Annotated in this window: 15 protein-coding genes; 11 read left to right on the top strand and 4 right to left on the bottom strand. The window is 41.6% G+C overall.

All coding sequences use genetic code 11. The features are described 5' to 3' along the window. The first annotated feature begins 225 nt into the window (after positions 1–225). Complete coding sequence (locus tag AC5JP1_RS07610; protein WP_319051748.1) at positions 226–780, top strand: fasciclin domain-containing protein; 555 nt, start codon at positions 226–228, stop codon at positions 778–780. 420 nt (positions 781–1200) lie between these two features. Then, positions 1201–1815, top strand: coding sequence for a fasciclin domain-containing protein (locus AC5JP1_RS07605; RefSeq protein ID WP_319051747.1), 615 nt, complete (start codon positions 1201–1203; stop codon positions 1813–1815). 544 nt (positions 1816–2359) lie between these two features. On the opposite strand, the gene AC5JP1_RS07600 is transcribed toward AC5JP1_RS07605, so the two are convergent. Further along, positions 2360–3898 carry an alanine/glycine:cation symporter family protein gene (locus AC5JP1_RS07600; RefSeq protein WP_319051746.1) on the bottom strand — a complete coding sequence of 513 codons (1539 nt, stop codon included), beginning with the start codon at positions 3896–3898 and terminating at the stop codon, positions 2360–2362. A 1078-nt stretch (positions 3899–4976) separates the two neighbouring features. Between AC5JP1_RS07600 and AC5JP1_RS07595 the strand changes: the two genes are divergently transcribed. The 4 genes from AC5JP1_RS07595 (at position 4977) to AC5JP1_RS07580 (ending at position 8754) form a co-directional block, all read left to right on the top strand. Beyond that, on the top strand, positions 4977–5603 hold the full coding sequence (locus tag AC5JP1_RS07595) for a LemA family protein (protein WP_493843683.1): 627 nt from the start codon (positions 4977–4979) through the stop codon (positions 5601–5603). Positions 5604–5727: 124 nt separating this feature from the next. Beyond that, the gene (locus AC5JP1_RS07590) at positions 5728–6906 is read left to right on the top strand and encodes a TPM domain-containing protein (RefSeq protein WP_493843682.1); all 1179 of its coding nucleotides are present in this window, start codon (positions 5728–5730) and stop codon (positions 6904–6906) included. A 68-nt stretch (positions 6907–6974) separates the two neighbouring features. Next, positions 6975–7523, top strand: a complete 549-nt coding sequence (locus tag AC5JP1_RS07585; RefSeq protein ID WP_493843681.1) for a TPM domain-containing protein — start codon at positions 6975–6977, stop codon at positions 7521–7523. Positions 7524–7755: 232 nt separating this feature from the next. Next, positions 7756–8754, top strand: coding sequence for an adenosine deaminase (locus AC5JP1_RS07580; protein WP_493843680.1), 999 nt, complete (start codon positions 7756–7758; stop codon positions 8752–8754). A gap of 101 nt (positions 8755–8855) precedes the next feature. Here the strand turns inward: AC5JP1_RS07580 and AC5JP1_RS07575 are convergent, their stop codons facing one another. Beyond that, the gene (locus tag AC5JP1_RS07575; RefSeq protein ID WP_493843679.1) at positions 8856–9656 is read right to left on the bottom strand and encodes an NAD-dependent deacylase; all 801 of its coding nucleotides are present in this window, start codon (positions 9654–9656) and stop codon (positions 8856–8858) included. A 35-nt stretch (positions 9657–9691) separates the two neighbouring features. Here AC5JP1_RS07575 and AC5JP1_RS07570 point away from each other — a divergent pair, with 35 nt between their 5' ends. Continuing rightward, positions 9692–10051, top strand: coding sequence for a hypothetical protein (locus AC5JP1_RS07570; protein ID WP_493843678.1), 360 nt, complete (start codon positions 9692–9694; stop codon positions 10049–10051). A 604-nt stretch (positions 10052–10655) separates the two neighbouring features. Here AC5JP1_RS07570 and AC5JP1_RS07565 read toward each other — a convergent pair. Together AC5JP1_RS07565 and AC5JP1_RS07560 are read right to left on the bottom strand one after the other, a co-directional pair. Next, positions 10656–12125 carry an ATP-binding protein gene (locus AC5JP1_RS07565; protein WP_493843677.1) on the bottom strand — a complete coding sequence of 490 codons (1470 nt, stop codon included), beginning with the start codon at positions 12123–12125 and terminating at the stop codon, positions 10656–10658. 1 nt (position 12126) lies between these two features. After that, positions 12127–12846, bottom strand: coding sequence for a heavy metal response regulator transcription factor (locus AC5JP1_RS07560; RefSeq protein ID WP_493843676.1), 720 nt, complete (start codon positions 12844–12846; stop codon positions 12127–12129). A 227-nt stretch (positions 12847–13073) separates the two neighbouring features. Here AC5JP1_RS07560 and AC5JP1_RS07555 point away from each other — a divergent pair, with 227 nt between their 5' ends. The 4 genes from AC5JP1_RS07555 (at position 13074) to AC5JP1_RS07540 (ending at position 15287) form a co-directional block, all read left to right on the top strand. Beyond that, positions 13074–13400 (top strand): hypothetical protein, encoded by a 327-nt coding sequence (locus AC5JP1_RS07555; RefSeq protein WP_443527190.1) that lies wholly within the window; start codon positions 13074–13076, stop codon positions 13398–13400. 134 nt (positions 13401–13534) lie between these two features. After that, on the top strand, positions 13535–13813 hold the full coding sequence (locus tag AC5JP1_RS07550; protein WP_201588556.1) for a hypothetical protein: 279 nt from the start codon (positions 13535–13537) through the stop codon (positions 13811–13813). 105 nt (positions 13814–13918) lie between these two features. After that, positions 13919–14512, top strand: a complete 594-nt coding sequence (locus AC5JP1_RS07545) for a c-type cytochrome (protein ID WP_371532719.1) — start codon at positions 13919–13921, stop codon at positions 14510–14512. 139 nt (positions 14513–14651) lie between these two features. Next, on the top strand, positions 14652–15287 hold the full coding sequence (locus tag AC5JP1_RS07540) for a DUF411 domain-containing protein (protein WP_371532718.1): 636 nt from the start codon (positions 14652–14654) through the stop codon (positions 15285–15287). Positions 15288–15327: the final 40 nt, after the last annotated feature.

The raw sequence follows: 15327 nt of genomic DNA, 5'->3' as shown, positions 1-15327 counted from the left end.
AGGTTGATAGTTGTCTTATAAATGTTAATTTGATTTCAGAAAGATAAGGTCTTCGTAAGTTTTGCTTATAAGTAAAAATCACTGCTTAAGTAGCTCTGACAGGTATTCTCGTATCAATATGAGGTAGTAGTTCAAGTTACTATATAAAACAAGCAGCTTGTATAAGAAGCGAATGTGACCTGTAAAACTATAGCTAATAAATACTCAATCATTAAGGATAATGTTATGAAATTAACCAAACTTGCTACTATCGGTACACTAGCCATTTCTGTTGCTGGTCTAAGCGCCTGTAATAATATGATGCCAGCACAAAGCGCAGACATGAAAGCACCAATGCACAGCCAAAACATGGCAAAAATGAACGTCGTACAGGTTGCTCAGGGTAACTCTGATTTTTCAGTATTGGTAGAAGCGGTACAAGCAGCAGGTCTAACAGGCATGCTATCTGATCCTAACGCACACTATACTGTATTTGCACCAACCAATGCTGCATTCATGCAAGCATTGCAAGAAACAGGCATGACCAAAGCGCAGTTGTTTGCCAATAAGCCATTGCTAACGAAAGTTTTGGGCTACCACGTAGTTAGTAGCGACATGGCGATGTATGCCAAAGACGTCAAGCCAGGCAACGTCATGACTGCAAGCAAAGATACATTGATGGTTACCAACCAAGGTAAACTGATGGATGAAAACGGCCGTACTGCTAATATCGTAAAAACTGATATTGCAGCCACTAATGGTGTTGTACATGTTATCGATAGAGTACTACTACCTAAATAAGACCAGTAAAAACACTCAAATTTTATAGTAAGGCTTGAGTAGTAGACAGCTATTATTTGATGAATTTATCATCGAATAATAGCTGTTTTAAGATTTAGGAAAGAACTGACAACGATTATTTAACCATTATGACAGATGTATCTTGTAAGTATTGATGTTCAGAAACGTGTTCGTATTTCAAATATCGCAATAACCAATATACAAGTTGATAATGCTATATACGTGATTGATACAGTGCCACTACTTAAGTAAGTATCAATTAAAAATGAAACCGTTAGAATTGTAGTTATTGATATAGCGGACATAACATTATGACTGATTGATTGGTCATATTTACAATATATCAGTCACTGTTATATTTATTGAAAACAATCCATTGTTAAATAAATGACGCACCCAATTATATAAAAGGAAATACCCATGTTAAAGAAGAACCTATTATCTATCGCAGTCGTAACAGCAGCCATGTCACTAGCAGCCTGTAACGATACTGAAACCGTTGCTGAGCCAGTTGAGCCTGAAGTTACCACTGAAGAAGTGGCTATGGAGCCTGTTGTAGAGACTGATCCAATGGTTGAAGCAGAGCCAATGGCAGACGATATGGATATGGAAGCGACGCAAACCATCGCAGAGCTAGCAGCAGGTAACGAAAACCTAACCATCCTAACAGCAGCGCTACAAGCAGCTGGTCTTGACAGCATGCTAATGGAAGACACTAAGTACACTGTATTTGCACCAACCGATGATGCATTTGCTCCTGTACTAGAAAAACTAGGTGTGACCAAAGAAGAGTTGTTGGCCAATACAGACCTATTAAAAACAGTACTTCCTTACCATGTCGTAGCAATGGAAGTTCAAGCTGCTGATATCCCTTATGGTACTGATATTGAAACCGCGAATGGCAACACAATCTCTATCAGCGAAGATAACGTGATTACCGATGCTACTGGTGGTACAGCAAACATAACTGGTACAGACATCATGGCGACAAACGGCGTAGTACATACTATCGATGCAGTGTTGATGCCTGAGTAAACTATTTTGTAATGTAGGTTAGTTTTATGATTAACATTTGATAACGTTGAACCATAGAACTAATTTTACAGAGAAAGCCTAGCCATAGTGCTAGGCTTTTTTGTACTTATAAGATAATGAACCTGCAAGATAAGGAAATAGTCGTCACGCCTCAAACAACTAAAGCGCAATCTGATAATAAAAAAGCTACGAAAGTGCTTTGAGTGTTTAGATGACAAGAGCACATACCAGAAAAATACTTGGCGTTGCTGTCACTCTAGGAAAAGATGAGCAGTTTTTCTGATATAAGCATAAAAGAGTAGGCTACTCGTTGGGCTACTGAAAGCAATTATTATTAAGAAACGTTTTATCAGATAAGGCTACTATCAGAGTAAAGTTTGCATACGGTTAAGGTTTAAACTTATCTAAACCTACTGCAATAGTCGTCACAACGGTATGTACGAAAATAAGACAACAAAAAAGCCCGAGACTATTGCCTCGGGCTTTTTATTAGAGTGAGCAGTACCTACTCTAAAACATACTATGCGTATTATCTACGTATATGTTATTTGCGTAGTGGATCTGCATTCATTCTTTTTTGCTCTTCTAGATGACGCTCTTCCCAATAAGGTGCATTTTTGATACCAAATTTAGCAGGATCAAAACTATAGCGTTTTACGCCAGCTTTACGCTGTGCTTCGTAGTCTTTAAGCATGGTAAGGGTTGGACGTGCCACAATGAAGATAACCAAAATACCAACAATGTTAAGCCAAGCCATAAGACCAACACCGATATCACCAATTGCCCAGATGTAACCAGCTGAGTTTAGACCACCATAAGCAACCATCGCCATGATCAAGATCTTAACCAAGAATAGACCTGTTTTGTGCGCACCGCGACCGATGAAGCGAGTCAAGTAAGTGACGTTTACTTCAGCGATGTAGTAATAAGCTAGGATAGTTGTAAAGGCAAAGAAGAATACAGCGACAGCGATAAAGGTATCACCGAATGAGCCGTATACTGATTCCATTGCCATCTGCGTAAAGGCAGGCGCGTTGATTTCAGTAGTCGCTGCAACGTTTTGAACGATGAACTGACCATCAGGTAGCGTACCTTGGATGTTGTATGTACCCATCGTTAGGATCATAAAGGCAGTAGCAGAACATACTAACAGTGTATCAACATATACTGAGAATGCCTGAACCAGACCCTGCTGTGATGGATGCTCAACTTCAGCAGCAGCAGCAGCGTGAGGACCTGTACCTTGACCCGCTTCGTTAGAGTAGATACCACGTTTTACACCCCAACCAATCGCTGCACCAAAACCTGCTTGTGCAGTGAACGCATCACCAACAATCATACCAAATACTTGTGGGATCATGCTGAAGTTAGCGAACATGATGATCAACGCTAGAACGATATAGCCAAGTGCCATGAAAGGTACGGCGTACTCGGTAAAGGTTGCAATACGCTTAATACCACCAAAGATGATGATACCTAGTACGACTAAGATAATAGCTAGTGCTACTAAACGCATAGAGCCAACTTCTAGGCCACCAACGTTCATGATCGTACCTTCGCCCATTACCTGTGCAAACGCACTGATAACACCGTTCGCCTGTACACCAGGTAGGAACATACCACAAGCTAAGATAGAAGAGATTGCGAAGAGGATGCCGTACCACTTTTGACCAAGGGCACGCTCAAAGTAATAAGCAGGGCCACCGCGATATTCGCCAGTTACCACATCTTTTTCTTTATAAATCTGTGCAAGGGTAGACTCGACGTAGGCAGTAGATGCGCCTAAGAAGGCCACAACCCACATCCAGAATACAGCACCTGGGCCACCGAAGCCGATAGCAGCAGCTACCCCAGCGATGTTACCCATACCCACACGTCCTGCGAGGGAAACGGCTAGTGCCTGAAATGATGAAATACCTTGTGCACTAGATTTACCAGTGAATAGGAGTTTGATCATTTCACCGAATAGACGCACCTGAACGAAGCGCGTCATGATGGAATAGAATAGACCAGCACCCAAACACAGATAGATCAGTGCTGGGCTCCAGATAATTCCATTTACTAAGTTAACTAAACCTTCCATATATATATTCCTAGTACTGTCTTGAGGTGGCTCTGTATGCTAGGAGTAAATTAACTGGTTAACTTACTTATCTAAGTTAAGCAGTTAAATTATCTGCATTGACTCATATCTTTATTAGTTAAGTCTCATACGTGCTTAGCCACCAAAAATGGACTGTAGTTGTCTGTATTTATCCGCTTGGCTTATCGACAATAAAACCATGTGCAGAGTACTTATCGTCGATAGCATTAATATCAGCTGCGTTTGTAAATGTTATACAGCATCAATTCGTGCGGTGTCCTATCATCACGCTATGAATGAGATGAGTCATCAGTTAACCCGCGGATAAAACAGGCGGTTATATAATTAAATACTCGTCATGACGATGGTATTCAATTTGCTATGAGCCATTACGATTGACTACACTGCTGATATGGCGAATTGATAGCATTAGAAAAGATTTGGTGGCTGGTTGACGTTTTTATGTCTCAGCTACCAACTCGCTAATACGTATCAAACTATAAGTCCACTACCAAATGTATTCAAACCGTACGGCTACGTAACTGCAATTTGCCATATTTTTATGCTAATTACTAGAAATTTCTTTGTAGAGAGCAGATATATTCGAATTTTATTTGACAGATACATCAGCAAGTTTTGGTTTGGATATAAATAATTGTTTGTATACATACAACTTTTCGTCTATTTGAACCAGTTTACTAACCTACCAATCTATGTACAGTCGCAAAATCAGATAACTGGTGACGTACGTGGTTGTGTTTTGGTAACGGTCAATTGTAAAAGCTTTGCGATAGCGCCATTATTATCATGACATCCTGTAAGCTATCGACATTGTTAGCGGATTACCAATATATAGAAGCTATCGATATATGGAAGTTATCGATGTGGCTGCCAATAAGATCGTCGATAAGAGTAACGGGTTTTGCGCATATTGTATTTTGACTGCTTATAAACAGTCGCCTCGATACAAAATACAAAACATATGTGACTGCTCGATGATTATTGGGACATATACGCAAAAATTATTAAAAATGGGTTATTAGATATTTGTTATTTATCATTATTAGGAGAAACAAAGATGACGCGCAAATCAATTATGAAGCCGATGTTGCTAGCAGCACTATTGACAACCTCTACGGTTGGTCTAAGCGGTTGTGGTTATAACAACTTACAGGCGCAAGATGAACAAGTAACAGCGTCGTGGTCAGAAGTGGTCAACCAATATCAGCGTCGCAGTGATTTGGTGCCAAACTTAGTCAAGGTTGTACAGCAGTATGCTGAGCAAGAGCAAGAGGTCTTCACCCAAGTAGCTGAAGCTCGCTCACGTGCTGGCGGTATTACTGTGACACCTGAAGTGCTGAACGACCCAGAAGCGATGGAGCGTTACGCTGCGGCGCAAGAGCAGATGACTGGCGCGCTGTCACGTTTAATGGCGGTATCTGAGCGATATCCTGAACTAAAATCAGATGCGTTGTTCCAAGATCTGCAGGCGCAGTTAGAGGGTACAGAAAACCGCATTGCCGTATCTCGTAATCGCTACATCCAGGAAGTACAAGGTTACAATACAACGGTGCGCCAGTTCCCAACCAATATCACGGCAAAAGTATTTGGCATGGATACCAAGCCAAACTTTAGTGTTGCTAATGAGGAAGCTATCTCGACTGCACCCAGTGTCGACTTTGGAGATTCTACAGCAGCAGAGTAGTACTGGTTAAAAATATACAAAATAGAGCGGTGTATGCCGCTCTATTTATTTAGCTGATGACGTAATGACGCCTAGCTAATGTCTATCAATCTGTAAAAATGTCATTTGAGGTGGTATAGATTAGATGAATAATTCAAAAGCAATCTTATCAGCATTATTGTTGACACTGAGCATTGGTGGAACATCAGTGCTACATGCTGCACCAGGCGATGATGTTGGCAGTGCTGCTGCGACAGATAGTAGCTCAAATCTACAAAACCGTAGCGTTGAAGATCTGGTAGCCATTGCAAAAGCAGGAGAGTCCAACGAAGCCATCAATGATGCAGTGTTGAATAATGATGCTATTAATGGTGCGGTCTTAGGTAATGATGCGATCAATCCAAGCGCGGCGAATGATGAGGCAACAGCTGAGGCACAAGCTCAACCACCAGTAACTTCAAGCGCCCAGAGCGTCGATGCCGATAAACTCATACTCAATGAGCCAGTTGTCGATCAGGCCAATATCCTAAATCCACAAGAAAAACAGCGCTTAGAGGCGCAGCTGAGAAATATCTATCAGCAAGGGTTGGCTCAAGCAGCAGTTGTCATCGTACCGACGACCAATGGCTTACCTATATTTGATTATGCTTTGCAGGTTGCAGAGAAATGGGAGCTGGGTGATGACGCTATCGATGATGGCTTGCTCATCGTCGTCGCAGTCAACGATCGTGATATGTATATCTTAACTGGTTATGGACTGGAGGGTGTGCTCCCAGACGCAGCAGTCAACCGTATTATTAGAGAAGATATCACACCACTATTTAAACAGAACAACTATGGTGGTGGGATACTGTCAGGTGTGGATGCGCTCAAAACACGTCTGAGCGCTGATCCTGAAGTGCTCGCACGTGCTGATGCACAAGCTGCAGAGCGTAGCGCTCAGCAAAGTTCAGAGGAGATGCCATCTCCTATTTTCTTATTTATCATGGCGATGATATTTGGTAGCTTTATCACCAATATCCTAGGCCGAGTATTTGGCTCGATTGTCACGGCAGGTGGATTTTTTGCTGGTTCGTTGGCATTAGGCGGCGGCTTTTTTATGACGCTGATCATGGCGATATTTATATGGATGTTCTTGATTTCGCGTGGCGGCGGTGGTGGTAAAGGCGGCGGCGGTAAAGGTGGACGCAGAGGTGGTATGATCTTCTTACCTGGTATGGGCGGTGGAAGTGGTGGCGGCTTTGGCGGTGGTGGTTTTGGTGGCGGCGGCTTCGGCGGCGGCGGTGGTGGTTTTGGCGGCGGCGGCGCTGGTGGCTCGTGGTAAGTGCCCATTAAGCTCCATACAATAGACCAAAACAACCATTAGAACGATGTATTTGAGGAAACAATATAATGGCAGAAAACCATGCTACAAACTCCGTTTCAACTTCTAGCTCGACATCCAGCTTTGCTCGCTGGTGGCGCCAGGTCTTGTTTGTTCCTTTACTACACAGTAAGTGGCTAACAGCAGCAGCTCGGGCACGTCTCACAGAAGCAGTGACACGAGCTGAGCTTGGACACCGCGGTGAGGTTTTTTTGATTGTAGAAAACCACTTGCCTATTCAAGATGCCTATCACATGGATTGCCGCGAGCGTGCGATTGATTTATTCAGTGAGTATCGCGTCTGGGATACTGAAGAAAACACAGGCGTGCTGATTTACGTCAATATCTGTGAGCATCAGCTAGAGATTGTCGCTGACCGCGGTATTAGTGCTCACGTTAGCCCGACTGTCTGGCGTGCCATGTGCGAAAAGGCAGTATCAGGTATTGCCAGTCAAAAAACAGAAGAGAGTTTGGCTGACTTACTCGATGAGGTAGGACAGCTACTGCGTCAGTATTATCAGCTCGAACATGACCCAGCAGGCAATGAGCTGTCTGATACGGTGGTATTTTTAAAATAGCAGTGACTTGTAGGCTTTACACGTAGCAGTTGGCTCTACAAATAGAGAGACTGCTTGATTTATACAAGCAAAGGGTATAAACAAAGGGTTTTGTTTTAGGCGATATGATTTTGATGCTAAAATAGAGCTTCTAGCAATAAATAATGCCTGATATATGTGCGGTTGGAATACAGTACAAGAATATATAGCATTGATGACAAGCACGTCTCGATAACACCATTATTGGAATACTATGATTGAATTAATAAAGAAACTACCAAAAGCTGAGCTACACCTACATATTGAAGGGTCATTGGAGCCTGAGCTGATGTTCAGACTGGCCAAAAAGAACAATGTGGAAATTCCTTACAAAGATATAGAAGACGTGCGCGCTGCTTACAACTTCACCAATCTGCAAAGTTTTTTAGATATCTACTATGCGGGTGCAAATGTATTACTCACCAAAGACGATTTCTACGATTTGACGTGGGAATATATTTTGAAGTGTGTCGAAGACAATATCGTTCATACAGAGATATTTTTTGATCCGCAGACACATACAGAGCGAGGCGTGCCATTTGATGCGGTAATCACAGGTATCAAAGAAGCATTAGCAGACGCCAAAGAAAAGTATGGCATCACTTCTTGCATCATCATGTGTTTCTTGCGCCATCTATCGCAAGAAGAGGCATTTGAGACCCTAGAGCAAGCACTAGCCTACAAAGACGACATCATCGGGGTCGGTCTGGACTCATCAGAATTAGGCAACCCACCATCGAAGTTCAAAGAAGTCTTCAAAAAAGCCAAAGAAGAAGGCTTTAAATTGGTGGCACATGCAGGCGAAGAAGCGGACTTTTCATATATCTACGAAGCACTAGATCTGCTAAATATCAATAGAATCGATCATGGTGTACAGTCTATAAAGAGCCCAGAGCTGATGCAAAGGCTCAAAGATGAGCAGATGCCGTTGACTGTTTGCCCAAACTCAAACATCGAATTGAGAGTGTTTGATACTTATAAAGAGCACAATATCAAAGAGCTCTTAGACTATGGTCTCAATATCAGTGTCAACTCAGATGACCCTGCGTATTTCAAAGGCTACGTGAACCAAAACTTTATCAATCTACATGAGAATCTACCAATCACAGAAGAAGATATTGTCAAATTGGTAAAGAACTCTTTTAGATCTGCGTTCATCAGTGACGAGCTAAAAGACGCCTACTTAGCAAAAGTTGATTTGGCGTTGAACTAAGCTTTATAGCGTCTTTTTAGTTGAGAAGGCTTAACGGTTTTTATAAATCGTTAAGCCTTTTTTATTGTTTATCCCGCAATAATATTTATCAGTAGTAGCTATTATAAAGACATAATCTCTTCTATAAGTAACGGCAATATGACGCCAGCCTTTTCTGCTAATGTGATATCGACTATGGTATTGGGTGTTGGGTCGGGGTTTATCTCAATGAGTTGCGCGCCGTTTTGTTTGGCTAACTGTGATAACCCAGCAGCAGGGTAGACCAAGCTTGAGGTACCGATACTAATAAACACATCACATTTGGCAGCTGCTTTTTCTGCAGTCTCCCACGCCTGCGCGGGCAACGTCTCTCCGAACCATACAATATCTGGTCTAATATAGCCGTTGCAATGTGGACAAGTAATCAGCTCATCTTCAAAACTTACAGTATCTTGGCCATCGTATGATGCTCTTAATTGATCTTGGTAGGGTATCTCACACTGTCCACAACGATTGCGCCATAGATGACCGTGTAAGTGAGTGAGCGTACTGCCTGCTTGCTCATGCAAATCATCGACATTTTGGGTGATAAGGGTCACTTCTTGCTCGGAGGTTTGTGCATGATACTGCCACTGGGCCAGCGCATGATGTGCTGGGTTAGGTACTTTGTCTGCGACTATCTGTCTGCGCCACTGATACCATGACCATACTAGCTCTGGATCACGCATAAAGGCTTCAGGTGTGGCTAAGTCTTCGACACCGTAGTTTTCCCACAGTCCTGTTTGTTTGTCTCGAAACGTAGGGATGCCGCTCTCTGCTGAGATGCCAGCCCCAGTCAAGATACAGATACGTGATTGTGCTGCCAACAGTTTTGCTGCACGTTTTACTTCTGCTATTAACGCTGGTGATAATTCTGCTAACATGAGCCAACCCTTGCTAATAATGGATATTTTTTCTTATGATAGACGGAATTTGGTGGCTTGTCATACTGTTTGCGGTCATTGCAATCTTGTGGTTTATTGCAAAGTCCCGCGGAGTAAAGATAAGCAAAAAGAGTGGTAACCAGTCAAAAAAAACAACATCTAATGATGCCTTGCACAAGACATCCGCATTATTAAAGCAGTATTTCCCTGATTACAACGTTGCCCGTAAGGTGAATCATTTGCTTATTAGCAAACAAGGTAAAAAGGTTGCGATGATTACCATTGATAAGAAGGTTGCCGCAAGTCAGCGCCGTCTAGGAGATGTACCAGTGATCAATTATCACCGTGTACCCAGCCGTGCTCAACTGACTGCCAATTTGCAAGAGGCAGAGTAGGCTTCTATAAAGTATATGGACACAGAAATGCCAGCACTTAGAAGTATTACCTTGCTAGGTACTTATCTGTAGCAGATAGTGGATGTCATGCTAAGGAAAGGTGAAATATAATGATTGGTGCGCTCGGCGGGAATCGAACCCACGACCCTCGGCTTCGGAGGCTAGAACCACCATATTTCATTAAGTTATATTAATGTATAACAACCTACCATACTATACAAATAAAGGGGTGTAAAGGATTTATCGGTGTGACGTTTAGCGTCTTTTAAAGGAGTTTATAGCAACATGAATATCAATTTTGGTCACTGGTTAAGTATAGAATTCAATCATTTTTTATGGTTTTAATGTACGTATTTTATACTTAAATTTTTCAGAAATTACTGATTAAGCGAATTATTAACTCATCAAAGTAATATCGGAATAAATTACTGTAGAAATGGGGTGCTATAATTTCGAAAAAACAGTCAGGCATTTCAGCCGTAGTTTAGATCTTAACGATTTTTCGAATGCATTGAAGAAACGGTTCTGGACTACACTTGCAAATACTCCGATATTGAGTTTTTGACAACAACGTTTTGAGTTTATCTTCTTTTGATTTACCTTGTTAAGCCATCAATAATCTTACAGTAACCTCAAAAAAATACTCATCTTTGATAGTGATACCAACCGTACCTTTATGTGCATTAGCGATAGCCTGCACGATAGATAATCCCAACCCTGTACCTGCATACTTATGGCTAGTTTTATCATGACGATAAAATCGCTCGAATAATTTATCGGCTTGACTCTGATCTAACGGTTTGTCTAAACGATTGGTTATCGTTAGTCTCAACCATGGCTGCTTTGAGGGTCGAACCTCGTCTTCTGCTACATTAAGTGAGGTGGTTGAGGTGAAGACGGTAGCGGATATCATGATAGTACTATCACTAGCTGCATAATAAATCGCATTTGACATCAGGTTGGCAAACAGCCGTTGCAATAAGCCTTCATCACCTAATACTCTTTCGAACTTACCTGATTTCTCAAAAGTTATCCCTCGATCTTCTGCAATCATTTCATAGTAATCAACGAGCTTTGTGATTAAGCTGTCTGTATCCACGTGACTGATTTGCGAGTCACTTAATCCTTTTTGGGTTTTTGCCAGTAGCAGCATATTGTTAATCATGGCGGATAACTGCTCTAACGTATCATGCTGATGATGTAGCTGCTCGATATATTCGTCGCCTTCTCTTGGCTTAGTTAACATGACCTGCGTTTGTGTACTCAGTGTCGCTATTGGCGTACGTAGCTCATGGGCAATATTGTCTGAAAACCGAGACAAAGATTCAAAGTTGCTTTCAAGCTTGACCATCATCGAATTATAAGACTCTGCTAGTGGCCGCAGTTCTAACGGCATATCGTCAACCCCAACTCTTTCGTCTAACCTTTGGAGGTTTATGCCTTTCATTTTTTGTACGATAGTGGCCAGAGGAGCAAAACCCCAATAAACACTTAATGCCGCTACTGAAACTAATAATAAGGTGATGGCAGTAAGTATCAAGCTCAGCTGGCGATTGAACTGGATAAGATATTGATGATGCACATCGATAGGTAATGCAATAAACGCCAAAACCTCTTGATTTGGAATAATAATTGCTCGGTAATGCCTATTATTTATCTTGATCATAAACTGCTGATCGTGATGATCCTGCCATAGTGATAACAAGCTAAAATCGGGCGGTAAATTATGAATGAAATTACTAGGGTCACTGGATAATAATTTGCCTTTTTTATCTGCTACTAAGGTTTTTAAATCATAATCTAGCCAAGAGGAATGCAAGTGATTGTCATTAATGAGTGATTGGGACTTTGACACTGTGAATGGTTCTATGTGATCGTTAACATCAATCATGCGTTTGCGCAGGTTAAAAGCCGCATGGGTGATAATCTCTGAGTCCATTTGCTCAAAGTGTCCACTCACAGAGCGCTGCACCCACGCATAGATGATGACCTGAGAGATGATAACGAAGACTGTCAATAAGAAAATAGTTCGCCATAGCAATGACCAGCGCCGATTTTTGAGTTTATAGTTCATGCTATTTAGAATAGTCTCCGTCCGCACCACTTTGGACTTCAGTAGCTAGTGCCTCCAATCGGTAACCCATACCACGCACAGTATGAATCAGCTTCGCCTCATGCTCATCATCTATTTTTATGCGAAGACGCCTTATCGCCACATCAATCACATTGGTATCATTTTCAAAATTCATATCCCATACTTGAGAGGCGATGACTGAGCGCGGTAGCACCTCACCTCGGCGATCTAATAGAAACTGTAATAATGAGAACTCTTTTGCCGTGAGCTTAATAGCCCTGTCTTTTCTATGCACAGTGCGCTTGGCAATGTCCATTTTAAGATCTGCTATTTGCATAATCGTACTTTGATAATCGGATTGATTGGCACGTCGTAATAAGCTTTTGATTCTAACGATCAATTCTGCAAACGCAAAAGGCTTGGTTAAATAATCATCGCCCCCAATCTCAATCCCTTTTATTTTGTCACTTAAGCCATCTTTTGCCGTTAGAAAGAGCACGGGAGTACGCTTACCTGCCTCTCGGTAATTGCGCACCAGCTCAAAGCCACTAACATCAGGTAGCATGACATCCATCAGTATCACGCTAAATTCTTCCGTCATCAATGCATGATAGCCATCTAAACCTGTTATGTGATGATCCACAATAAACCCAGCTTCCGTTAAGCCTTTTTTTATATACTCGCCAAGCTTCAACTCGTCTTCTACCAGCAGTATTTTCATAGTAACCCCTCAATACGATTATGATTATTTGACATCCTAATCAATATAGATGACAAAAACGTTTTGTAACTGACAAAAATGTCATGTACTCGTAATCAGATTGTCAGTCTTCATTTGCTAATCTATATGAATGAAACATAGTTGCTCGTTCCTAATATCTAGCTACTACGAATTATTTTCACAGGTAATCAATTTAAACGCCTAATAACTTACAAAAGAGGTTTTATATGAAAATTCACGGTTCATTCAAAAAAGCAGTATTGCTATCGGTATCTGTACTTATCGGTATTACCACTGCTAATGCGCATACTACTGATCTAAGTACTTCAGTCATCAATAACTGCGACGCTGTTACTGACTTTGCAAAAAACTTGGATCATAACGATGCTCAGCTTTCTAGCGCCCAAATGAAAAGCTATATCGATGCTAGAGTGGCTTGTGAGATCGAACACAAAGATCAACATCTACAGTCTGAAAAGTATTTCGTAGATAAGTATGGACGTGATCGTGATTCTAATGCTGCCTCAATACTAAATGAATACAAGCAACATTAAAAACTAAAAACAGCAAGATGACAATATTGTAATCTTGCTGTCATCTCTCTGTCAGAATCAATGAAGTATGCTTTAAAATAACTTAACACCCCAAAGATTTTTTGACTTTATACCAAATCAAATAAGGATTTACCATGTCATTATTCAAATCAATGCCACTATCTAAATCAATCGTAGCCACTGCTATAGCCTTAGTTGTTTCAACGTCAGCTTTGGCACATGACCCAAAAATGCATGCGCAGAAAGATCAGATGAACTGCGAAAAGATGGAAAAACACATGGATATGATGGGAAAAATGGATCATAGCAAAATGGATATGAACGATCCTGCTATGAAAGCCATGATGACCAACATGAGCAAAATGAAAGCGATGTATCAAAAGCACTGTGTTACTAGTAAAAGTGACTCTTAGGCATTGATCTTATAGAAGTGGATCGTAGAAATTCAATATTATTGTTAGATGGTTTTGTCGAGCAGTAATTGGATATTAACAAAAATGGATTTTTAGGACAAACCTATGAAGTTTTTACTAGGAATACTGTTTACCGTCTTTGTCGCGATTGTGGGTATTTTTATTGTAGTGACTAGTGGTGTGATAAATATCGGCGCTGATCAAGCCCATAGTCCGCTAGTTTACAATTTTTTAGAGACTGCCCGCACGCGTTCAATAGCGAATGCTAGTAAGGACATTACGGTTCCCAACTTAGAAAAGACAGAAATGATCAGCTCGGGCGGTGCCGATTACAAAGATATGTGTGCAGGGTGTCACTTGTCTCCTGGGGTGGAAAGCACTGATTTTAGCGCCAGTTTATATCCTAAGCCGCCAAGTTTTACCAATGTTGACTTGGTTAAACGCTATAAGACCGATGCCGGTGCTCAGCAAGCTTTTTGGGCCATCAAACACGGCATTATGGCATCAGGTATGCCAGCATGGGGCGCTTCGCACGATGACGATAGAATGTGGGCAATGGTTGCTTTTATCAGATCGTTACCTGACTTAGATGAAAATCAGTACACCATGCTAACGACTAGGATAGACGATGATGTGTTGGACATGTCATTTGATGGTGAGATGGATATGTCTGGTGATGGATCCGGCATGCAACATTGATTATTCGTAAGAAATGCAGTACTCAAGAGTGCTGCCTTTTGCGATTTGAGTTTTAAGCTTTACCAATACCACTTTGGTCAGTGTTACGGCTTTAATTTTTATAAATTTGATCGTCAGATAAATGCTCAGGAGTGATTTTATGAGACGCTATACCAATATATTTTCTAGTGAACACAACCGGTTATCTGGTCGTGTTCTTTTAGTGATGATGACATCTTCACTATTATTAGCGGCTTGTAGTCAACCTAACGCTGCTGCTGACTCAACACCAGCGACTGAGCCAACTACCGCTACGCAAACCGCGCAAACAGAGCAACCAAAAGCGGAAATAATGCCTGTCAGTGCTCATTCAGACACCCAGCCAACTATCCTAAAAAATATCTCAGTCACCGTTTATAAAGATGCCAATTGTGGCTGCTGTAAAGAATGGGTCGGTTATGCCGAAGGTCATGGCCTAAATGCAACCGCACAGAACGTCGAAGATTTGTCCTTGTTTAAAGAGCGCTACAGCGTACCGCAGCAGATGCGCTCTTGTCATACCGCTGTCACTACTGACGGCTACGTATTTGAAGGTCATGTCCCTGCCAAATATATGGCACAGTTCCTAAAAAACCCACCAAGTGATGCGATCGGTCTTGCCGTACCTGGGATGCCAGTTGGTAGCCCTGGTATGGAATATCAAGATAAATTTATGCCGTATAAAGTGATGCAGCTTAACAAAGATGGCTCAACAGCCATTTATGCAACCATTGAGTCACCGCAGCAGCAATTATAGTTTGAGTGACGTTTAAATAGCTTATCCAGCTCTACTAATG

Source organism: Psychrobacter sp. H29 (genome assembly GCF_059073055.1).
Note: the sequence above shows the minus strand (reverse complement) of the source record. Positions and strands in the feature narration are given on the sequence as shown.

Coding starts and splice junctions, on each gene's coding strand:
- AC5JP1_RS07610 (WP_319051748.1), top strand. CDS start 226: ATGAAATTAACCAAACTTGCTACTATCGGTACACTAGCCATTTCTGTT.
- AC5JP1_RS07605 (WP_319051747.1), top strand. CDS start 1,201: ATGTTAAAGAAGAACCTATTATCTATCGCAGTCGTAACAGCAGCCATG.
- AC5JP1_RS07600 (WP_319051746.1), bottom strand. CDS start 3,898: ATGGAAGGTTTAGTTAACTTAGTAAATGGAATTATCTGGAGCCCAGCA.
- AC5JP1_RS07595 (WP_493843683.1), top strand. CDS start 4,977: ATGACGCGCAAATCAATTATGAAGCCGATGTTGCTAGCAGCACTATTG.
- AC5JP1_RS07590 (WP_493843682.1), top strand. CDS start 5,728: ATGAATAATTCAAAAGCAATCTTATCAGCATTATTGTTGACACTGAGC.
- AC5JP1_RS07585 (WP_493843681.1), top strand. CDS start 6,975: ATGGCAGAAAACCATGCTACAAACTCCGTTTCAACTTCTAGCTCGACA.
- AC5JP1_RS07580 (WP_493843680.1), top strand. CDS start 7,756: ATGATTGAATTAATAAAGAAACTACCAAAAGCTGAGCTACACCTACAT.
- AC5JP1_RS07575 (WP_493843679.1), bottom strand. CDS start 9,656: ATGTTAGCAGAATTATCACCAGCGTTAATAGCAGAAGTAAAACGTGCA.
- AC5JP1_RS07570 (WP_493843678.1), top strand. CDS start 9,692: ATGATAGACGGAATTTGGTGGCTTGTCATACTGTTTGCGGTCATTGCA.
- AC5JP1_RS07565 (WP_493843677.1), bottom strand. CDS start 12,125: ATGAACTATAAACTCAAAAATCGGCGCTGGTCATTGCTATGGCGAACT.
- AC5JP1_RS07560 (WP_493843676.1), bottom strand. CDS start 12,846: ATGAAAATACTGCTGGTAGAAGACGAGTTGAAGCTTGGCGAGTATATA.
- AC5JP1_RS07555 (WP_443527190.1), top strand. CDS start 13,074: ATGAAAATTCACGGTTCATTCAAAAAAGCAGTATTGCTATCGGTATCT.
- AC5JP1_RS07550 (WP_201588556.1), top strand. CDS start 13,535: ATGTCATTATTCAAATCAATGCCACTATCTAAATCAATCGTAGCCACT.
- AC5JP1_RS07545 (WP_371532719.1), top strand. CDS start 13,919: ATGAAGTTTTTACTAGGAATACTGTTTACCGTCTTTGTCGCGATTGTG.
- AC5JP1_RS07540 (WP_371532718.1), top strand. CDS start 14,652: ATGAGACGCTATACCAATATATTTTCTAGTGAACACAACCGGTTATCT.